8 protein-coding genes are annotated in these 8,086 nt (G+C 61.1%); 3 read left to right on the top strand and 5 right to left on the bottom strand.

The features are described from left to right. The 4 genes from glnE to ettA all read right to left on the bottom strand — a co-directional run. On the bottom strand, window positions 1-1,671 hold a 1,671-nt coding region (gene glnE, locus L972_RS22015), incomplete at its 3' end, for a bifunctional [glutamate--ammonia ligase]-adenylyl-L-tyrosine phosphorylase/[glutamate--ammonia-ligase] adenylyltransferase (protein ID WP_047439930.1). 187 nt (window positions 1,672-1,858) lie between these two features. Further along, the gene (locus L972_RS17530) at window positions 1,859-3,202 is read right to left on the bottom strand and encodes an NCS2 family permease (RefSeq protein ID WP_047439912.1); all 1,344 of its coding nucleotides are present in this window, start codon (window positions 3,200-3,202) and stop codon (window positions 1,859-1,861) included. 264 nt (window positions 3,203-3,466) lie between these two features. Then, entirely contained in the window at window positions 3,467-3,796 is a 330-nt protein-coding gene (locus L972_RS17525) for a hypothetical protein (protein WP_005343410.1), read from the bottom strand. Between the two features lie 93 nt (window positions 3,797-3,889). Next, complete coding sequence (gene ettA, locus L972_RS17520) at window positions 3,890-5,557, bottom strand: energy-dependent translational throttle protein EttA (protein ID WP_005358378.1); 1,668 nt, start codon at window positions 5,555-5,557, stop codon at window positions 3,890-3,892. A gap of 241 nt (window positions 5,558-5,798) precedes the next feature. Here ettA and L972_RS17515 point away from each other — a divergent pair, with 241 nt between their 5' ends. Together L972_RS17515 and L972_RS17510 are read left to right on the top strand one after the other, a co-directional pair. Next, window positions 5,799-6,374, top strand: a complete 576-nt coding sequence (locus tag L972_RS17515) for a Crp/Fnr family transcriptional regulator (RefSeq protein WP_047439909.1) — start codon at window positions 5,799-5,801, stop codon at window positions 6,372-6,374. 57 nt (window positions 6,375-6,431) lie between these two features. Next, on the top strand, window positions 6,432-6,995 hold the full coding sequence (locus tag L972_RS17510; protein WP_047439906.1) for a YgjV family protein: 564 nt from the start codon (window positions 6,432-6,434) through the stop codon (window positions 6,993-6,995). A gap of 8 nt (window positions 6,996-7,003) precedes the next feature. Here L972_RS17510 and L972_RS17505 read toward each other — a convergent pair whose 3' ends face one another. Then, complete coding sequence (locus tag L972_RS17505; RefSeq protein WP_040068683.1) at window positions 7,004-7,858, bottom strand: lytic transglycosylase domain-containing protein; 855 nt, start codon at window positions 7,856-7,858, stop codon at window positions 7,004-7,006. Window positions 7,859-7,897: 39 nt separating this feature from the next. Between L972_RS17505 and L972_RS22010 the strand changes: the two genes are divergently transcribed. Further along, window positions 7,898-8,086, top strand: a 189-nt coding sequence (locus L972_RS22010) for a hypothetical protein (protein WP_231560947.1), incomplete at its 3' end; no start/stop codon positions are given.

The following is an 8,086-nucleotide window of genomic DNA, read 5'->3' as shown; positions in this document are numbered from 1 at the left end:
CGCCAGCAGCTGCAGATAGGCGCTGCGGGTGAAGATGCGGGTCAGCAGCTCACAGACCCGCTCGAACAGACGGGCGGGTTGCTCGCTGGCGACCACCAGCCGCAGCAGCTCCGGCATCAGCCAGTCCAGCGCGATGCGTCCCTGCGGCCCTACCTGACGGCGCTTGTACTCCTCCTTGAAACGCAGCAGCGCGGCGCAGAGCGGCGCTGGCTCGGCCACCCCCTGCGCAGTCAGCAATTTTTCCAGCTCGGCGGCGTCGAGCTCGGTGCGCCACAGATCGAGCCAGAGCTGCTCCAGATGGGCGGGTGCCTCCTTCTCTTCCCCCACCACGGCGGCGAACTCCTGATGGACGGCGGCCATCTCCTCATCGAGATGAGCCATAAAGGCGCCCCAGTCGGCAAAACCGAGGGCGGCGATCAGCCGCTGGCGATCCCGCTCCTCGGTGGGCAGGGTCTGGGTCTGTTGATCGCCGATCTCCTGCAAGATGTTTTCGACCCGGCGCAGGAAGCGATAGGCCGTCAGCAAGCGGTCGCAATGGGCGGACTCGAGGGCGCCACATTGAGCGATGGCGGCCAGCGCTTCGGGCAGGTGGCGCACCCGCAGCGCAGGTTCACGGCCGCCGCGAATAAGCTGCAGCGCCTGGGCGATAAACTCCACTTCGCGAATGCCGCCGGCCCCCAGCTTGATATTGCCCTCCAGCCCCTTGCGGCGCACCTCGGCAGCGATCATCGCCTTCATCTGGCGCAGGCCGTCGATAACGCCAAAGTCGATATAGCGGCGAAACACAAAGGGGCGCAGCATCTCGGCCAGCTCCACCGCGTGCTCGCACTGGGGGCCCAGTACCCGCGCTTTGACCATGGCGTAGCGCTCCCAGTTGCGGCCGTGGTGCTGGTAGTAATCTTCCATGGCGGCGAAGGAGATGGCGAGCGGCCCCGCATCGCCAAAGGGGCGCAGTCGCATATCGACCCGGAACACCTGACCATCCTGCGTGGGCTGGTGGAGGGCGTTGATGATGCGCTGGCCCAGCTTGATGAAGAATTGCTGGTTGGCGAGCTCGCGTCGCCCGCCAACCGTGTAGCCGTTCTCGGGGAAGGTGAAGATAAGGTCGATATCCGAGGAGAAGTTGAGCTCGCCACCACCCAGCTTGCCCATACCGAGAATGAGCAGCGGCTGCGGGTTGCCATTGCCGTCCATCGGGGTGCCCAGCTCGCCACACTGTTTGGCGTAGAGCCAGTCGCGAGCAGAGCAGATCAGGGCATCCGCCAGTTTGGTGAGGTGGATAAAGCTCTCTTCCACTTCAGAGTGGCCCAGCAGCTCGCGCCAGGCGATCACCAGCATGCGGCTGCGGCGGAACTGGCGCAGGATACGCTTGAGCGCCTCTTCATCACTCACCTCGGCGAGCAGGGCGGTCAGATCGCGCTGGTAGGCGGGCCAGCGTTCGGAGCGTTCCAGATCTCCGGAGACGAGCAGCTCGGTCAGCAACGCCGGCTGTTTGAAGAGGGAGTCGGCGACAAAATCGGAGAGGCCGAGCAGGGTCAGCAGGGTCTGGCGAACGGGCTCGGGCAGCGAGCCATAGTCGGGGGCCAGTTCAATCAGTCGCTGCCACTGGCGCTCGGCCTGTTCTTGCAGCAGGGGGGAGAGGGCGGAGAAAGAGGGAGAGTGCTGGGCCACGGTTGCCGTCCTTGTGGTTCACTACAGCGGGTTAACGACACGGGGTTAACAACGCTGCCGGTTCAAAATGGTGGCTGCCAATCTAGCACTGTCAGGCCCCCGCGTCATAGCGCAGGGGCGAGAAGCATGATCCGGCAAATAAAAATGGGCTCCCTGTCGGGAGCCCATCGGATTGCACTGGTCATTATCAGTGGCTGTCGACCCAGACGAACTTCAGGATGAACAGCAGGGCCACCACCAGCACGCAGGGGTTGATTTCGCGCCAGCGGCCGGTGCCTGCCTTCATCACGCAGTAGGAGATAAAGCCGACGGCGATCCCCTCGGTGATGGAGAAGCTGAACGGCATCATGACGGCGGTCATAAAGGCTGGTACCGCTTCGGTCAGATCTTCCCACTTCACCCGGGTCAGCTCGGAGCACATCAGCACGCCCACATAGATAAGGGCGCCAGCGGCGGCATAGGCCGGCACCATGGCGGCGACTGGAGAGAAGAAGATCGCCAGCAGGAACAGCAGGCCGACCACGATGGCAGTCAGACCGGTACGGCCGCCGACGGCGACGCCGGAGCTGCTCTCGATAAAGGCGGTAACCGAGGAGGTGCCCATGAAAGCGCCGCCGACGGAGCTCACGCTATCCACCATCAGCGCCTGTTTCATGCGCGGGAAGTGGCCCTTGTCATCGGCCAGCTTGGCGCGGTTGGTGACGCCGATCAGGGTGCCGGAGGAGTCGAACAGGTTGACCAGCATAAAGGAGAAGATGATCCCGGCGAGGCTGATATCGAGCGATCCCATCAAATCCAGCTGGCCGAACACCGGTTCGATGCTGGGGGGCATGGAGACAAAGCCCTTGAAGGTGACATCGCCAAACAGCCAGCCCAGACCGGTAGTGACCACGATGGCGATCAGCACGGCGGAGTGGACGCCGCGGGCGGAGAAGATGCAGATCAGGAAGAAACCGAGCAGACCCAGCAGGCAGGGCAGGGAGGTTAGATTGCCCACGGTTACCATAGTCGCGGGGCTGGCCACGACGATCCCGGCGTTGTGCAGGCCGAGCAGGGCGATCAGCAGACCGATACCGGCGGTGATGCCGACCCGCAGGGTGAGCGGGATGTTGCCGATCAGCCAATAACGCACCCGCAGCAGGGTGAGGATCAACAGACCCATGGCGCCCCAGAAGATGGTACCCATACCCACTTGCCAGGAGTAACCCATGCCCGCGACCACCACGAAGGCGAAGAAGGCATTGAGGCCCATGGCGGGGGCCAGCGCGATCGGCAGGTTGGCCAACAGGCCCATCAGGATGCTGCCGATACCGGCGATGAGGCAGGTGGTGACGAACACGGCCTGGGTGTCCATGCCCGCCGCAGAGAGGATCTGCGGGTTGACGAACACGATATAGACCATGGTCAGGAAGGTGGTGATACCGGCGATCACTTCGGTGCGGGCGGTAGTGCCATGGCCTTGCAGGGCAAACAGGCGCTCAAGCAATCCTTGCCCGGCGGCCTGATTGGCAGCTTGGTGTTGTTGATTCATGTTGGATTCCAATAGGTGACGTGAAATAAGCAGCAGGGGAACGGGCTATCCCATCCATGCGGGGTAAATTGCCCTGTTTCTGGCGGTTAAGTAACCAGACTCGTCCTGATACCGTGACAGCGCGCACATTTTTACACAGGCGGCGCCGTTTACAAACCCCGGATCTGCGAAGCAGATCAATGAATAGAGTAAAAATTCAAACGTTTGCTTTTTGAGCATGAAAAAAGGTTCTCAGCAGAGAACCTTTTATCGAAAATTGGGGGCTTACAGGGTTTTGAAGTAGCGCTCGACCAGCTGGGCCAGCACCGAGTCGAGCCGGTCTTGAACTTCACCCAGTTCGCGGCCGAAGCGGCGCAGAAAGAGGCTGGCCTGCTCTTCGGTCAGCTTGCGCCCCTCGATAAAGAACTCCTGCTCCGGTAGTTGCTTGTCGTAGCGGGGGATCAGCACCCAGCTCACCAGCTCGGGCTCCACGGCGGCAAAAATCTTGGCGGCGGCGGCACAGAAGGTCTCTATGTGCTCCTTGCCATCCGGCCCGAGGCAACCCGGTTCAACCCGGATCTGGATGGTGAGTTTTTTCTCTATGGGGGTCGTCATCGTGCTACATCCATGCAAATGCATCCGTCTAGGATTGTAAGTCAAAAGGCAAGAGAAAGGGGAGCCGAAGCTCCCCTCAACACGCAGTCAGCCTTATTTGGCGATGCGCTTATATTTAGCGCGGTGCGGCTGGATCGCCTCGGCGCCGTAGGTCTTCTTCTTCCACTCTTCGTATTCGGTAAAGTTACCTTCGAAGAACTCGATCTTGCCCTCATCCTGATAGTCGAGGATGTGAGTGGCGATACGGTCGAGGAACCAGCGGTCGTGTGAGATGACCATGGCACAACCCGGGAACTCCAGCAGGGCGTTCTCGAGGGCGCGCAGGGTTTCGATATCCAGATCGTTGGTCGGTTCATCCAGCAGCAGCACGTTGCCGCCGGTCTGCAGCAGCTTGGCAAGATGCAGACGACCGCGCTCACCACCGGAGAGTTCGCCAACCCGCTTCTGCTGGTCGGAACCCTTGAAGTTGAAGCGGCCGATGTAGGCGCGGCTCGGGAACTCGTAGTTGCCGATGCGCAGGATATCCTGACCGTCAGCGACCTCTTCGAAGACCGTCTTCTTGTCATCCATGCTGTCGCGGAACTGATCGACAGAGGCCAGCACCACGGTTTCACCCAGGGTGATGGCGCCGGAGTCCGGCTGCTCCTGACCCGACATCATGCGGAACAGGGTCGACTTACCGGCACCGTTCGGGCCGATGATGCCGACGATGGCACCCTTCGGAATGGCAAACGACAGATCGTCGATCAGCACCCGATCACCGTAGGATTTGCGCAGGTTGGCCACTTCCACCACCTTGTCGCCGAGGCGGGGTCCGGGCGGAATGAACAGCTCGTTGGTCTCGTTGCGCTTCTGGTAGTCGTTGGTGTTGAGCTCTTCGAAGCGAGCCATACGGGCCTTGGACTTGGCCTGACGGCCTTTCGGGTTTTGACGAACCCACTCCAGCTCTTTCTCGATGGACTTGCGACGGGCCGCTTCGGAACTGGCTTCCTGCGCCAGACGGGCGTCCTTCTGCTCCAGCCAGGAGGAGTAGTTGCCTTCCCACGGGATACCCTCGCCGCGGTCCAGCTCCAGGATCCAGCCCGCCACGTTGTCGAGGAAGTAACGGTCGTGGGTGATGGCCACTACAGTGCCTTCGTAGTCGTGCAGGAAGCGCTCCAGCCAGGCCACGGATTCCGCATCCAGGTGGTTGGTCGGTTCGTCCAGCAGCAGCATGTCCGGCTTTTCCAGCAGCAGACGGCAGAGTGCCACACGGCGGCGCTCACCACCGGAGAGGTGCTTGATCTTGGCATCCCAGGCCGGCAGGCGCAGGGCATCGGCCGCACGCTCCAGCTGGTTTTCCATGTTGTGGCCACCCTGAGCCTGGATGATGGCTTCCAGCTCGCCCTGTTCGCGGGCCAGCTTGTCAAAGTCGGCATCCGGGTCGGCGTAGGCCGCATAGACCTCGTCCAGACGGGCCATGGCGCGCTTCACTTCGCCAACGGCCTCTTCGACCGCTTCGCGTACGGTCTGCTCCGGATCCAGCTTAGGCTCCTGCGGCAGGTAGCCGATCTTGATGCCGGGCTGCGGACGGGCTTCCCCTTCGATCTCGGTGTCGATGCCTGCCATGATGCGCAGCAGGGTCGATTTACCGGCGCCGTTCAGACCCAGCACGCCGATCTTGGCGCCCGGGAAGAAGCTCAAGGAGATGTTCTTGAGAATATGACGCTTGGGCGGCACTACCTTGCCGACCCGGTTCATGGTGTAAATAAATTGAGCCATTGGCTAATTCTCTTCCTTTTCAGCAGGTTAATGTCTTGGCATTAACAGACTGATGTCGTGGTGGGGCCAGGTCGACACAGGTCAACCGGGTTCCAAAAAACCCGTCGATTGTAAACCAACGGACGAGGGGGGGCAAAGGCGGCGCCCGGTTGGCGCCCCCCTTTGCCGCCGCGGTCACGTCTTGCTGCATCAGCCGTGCAATTTGGGCATGATGTGGGCTGTTGTTTTGTGTCGGGCCCTCATGATCCCATCTCCTCAAGTTCCCTCACTGGCCGCCTTTCTCTGCACAATGGGATTGGACGCCGCGCTGAGTGAAGCCATCAGCCTGCGCTTGCCACGGCAGACGCTGCGCGCCGGTCAGGCACTGTTGGCGCAAGGGGCAGAGCAGGAAGCTGCCTTCTATATCGAAGCGGGCATCGCTCGCGCCTGCCACTACACCCGGGACGGACAGGAGCGCTGCAAGGAGTTCTACTTCGAAGGGGAGCTCTGCTTGCTCTATAACAGCTGGCTCACGGGGTCGCCCGCCAGCTACCAGCTGGAGGCGCTGACGGAGTTGCAGGTGGTGCGGGTGCCGCTCGCCCTGCTGGATGAGCCGACCTGGCAGCCGGTCTGCATGGCCCTGCTGCGTCAGCAGCTCGGTTACAAGGAGCGCAAGGAGGCGTTTTTGCTGCTCCACTCCCCCGAAGAGCGTTATCGGGAGCTCTGCCACACCTTCCCTCACTGGCCTGCGCGGCTCACTCAGGTGCAGCTCGCCAACTACATCGGTATCAGTCCGGTCACTCTGTCACGGATCCGCAGGCGCATTAACACGGATTAATGCCGCTCTCCGACCATCCCCTCATGCTGCACCATCCAAATGACGGATGAGGTGTGGATGATGTCGCTGTTTCTGTGGTCGCAGCTGGTGGTGAGCCTGGCCTTGTTGCTCGATCTGTTGTCGTTTCAGTTGCGGGATCGCCGCAGGATCCTGGCCTGTCTGGCCCTCTCCTGCGCCCTCAATGCTGGTCACTTTGCCCTGCTCGGGCAGTGGTCGGCCGCCAGTCTGTTGCTGCTGGCCAGTATGCGCTTTGTTGTGAGTATCTGGCTGGTTCGCCGCATCTTGATGTGGTTTTTCATGGGGTTGGCCTGTGCGGCTGCGCTGGCGACCTATCAGGGCCTGCTCTCATGGATCGGGCTGCTGGCGAGCTTGCTGCAAACCCGTGCCGCGTTTTGCCCGGATGATCGCCTGTTGCGGCGCTGGATGCTGCTCGGTACCCTCTGTTGGCTGGGTAACAACTTGCTGGTGGGCTCACCGGTGGCCGCGCTGATGGAGGGGCTGTTTCTGGTCAGCAATCTGGTGGGTTACTACCGCCACTATGGCTTCGATTATTGGGGGCGTGGCCGCCACAGTGGCCGCAGAAAGAGGCGTGTGCCGCCTTCCGATCGGGCGAGCTTCTGATTTTCCGCTCAGGGCTGTTTGTGGCCAGCGAAGTAGAGCACCCGTTTCACATACTCCTGCGTCTCGTCATAGGGCGGGATCCCGCCATAGCGTTCCACCGCTTTTTCCCCGGCATTGTAGGCTGCCGAGATCAGTACCCAGTCGCCATCGAAGCGGCGATCCAGCCACTTGAGATAACTGACGCCACCCTTGATGTTCTGGGCTGGATCGAATGGCCGGGTTACCCCGAACCGTTGCTGGGTTTCGGGGATCAGCTGCATCAGCCCCTGAGCATTCTTGGGGGAAACGGCACGGCTGTTGAGATTGGATTCGGCGATGGCAATCGCTAGTACCAGCCGGGCATCCACCTTATGGTGTTTGGCGGCGTGACGCAGCATGGTGACCAGCTTCTGTTTGCCCGGTGACTGGCGTGCCAGATATGCCTCGACATTGAACGGTGTGCTGGGCAAGGCGGAATAACTCCCTTGTCCGCCGCGCATGCCGACACCGCACTGATCGCCCATGGGGGCATTGCCGACCCGCGGGTTGTAGTAGCGGCTGGCCTGCTGGTTGCCCAGGCGCATCGCCATGGCGAGATAACTGTTAGCCAGCTTGGCGCTGCGCACCGAGGCAGGGCCGGTGGCGAGCAGACGGCCGATCCGGAAGTATCCTTCTGGGTTGCCGGTGCTGGCGGCGACACAGTAGAAGGCGATGGCTTTTTGCAGATTGCCGTGTTGCTGGGCCACTTGACCCTGCTTGATCGCCGTCAGCGCCTTGGGGGCCTGTCTGAAATCCCTGCCTTGTGCCATCGCCCGCGGCGTACCTGCCAGTAACAACGACAAAAAAAGCAGCAAAAACAGTCCGTTTTCGCTGATGTGCCTCATGGGTTATCTCCTGTTTGAGTACAGAAGATATAGAGGAACATGGCTGCTATCGCCACGAACCCAGTGGATCATGTTGTTATAGCGGGGGGATTTCAGAGAGCAAAACGGTATGGAACTTATAGGCTAGCCAATTGTGCCCTCAATCTAAAAATAGATTGCAAGGGACGTATTATTGGTCAGGCTGAGCTCCATCAGCTCCATCAGCTCCATCAGCTCCATCAGCTCCAT

It is taken from the genome of Aeromonas sp. ZOR0001 (assembly GCF_000801015.1).
Lineage (GTDB): Bacteria > Pseudomonadota > Gammaproteobacteria > Enterobacterales > Aeromonadaceae > Aeromonas > Aeromonas veronii.
Note: the sequence above shows the minus strand (reverse complement) of the source record. Positions and strands in the feature narration are given on the sequence as shown.

Excerpts from the sequence above, each read along its gene's own strand:
- L972_RS17530 (WP_047439912.1), bottom strand. The coding sequence starts at position 3,202 with ATGAATCAACAACACCAAGCTGCCAATCAGGCCGCCGGGCAAGGATTG.
- L972_RS17525 (WP_005343410.1), bottom strand. The coding sequence starts at position 3,796 with ATGACGACCCCCATAGAGAAAAAACTCACCATCCAGATCCGGGTTGAA.
- ettA (WP_005358378.1), bottom strand. The coding sequence starts at position 5,557 with ATGGCTCAATTTATTTACACCATGAACCGGGTCGGCAAGGTAGTGCCG.
- L972_RS17515 (WP_047439909.1), top strand. The coding sequence starts at position 5,799 with ATGATCCCATCTCCTCAAGTTCCCTCACTGGCCGCCTTTCTCTGCACA.
- L972_RS17510 (WP_047439906.1), top strand. The coding sequence starts at position 6,432 with ATGATGTCGCTGTTTCTGTGGTCGCAGCTGGTGGTGAGCCTGGCCTTG.
- L972_RS17505 (WP_040068683.1), bottom strand. The coding sequence starts at position 7,858 with ATGAGGCACATCAGCGAAAACGGACTGTTTTTGCTGCTTTTTTTGTCG.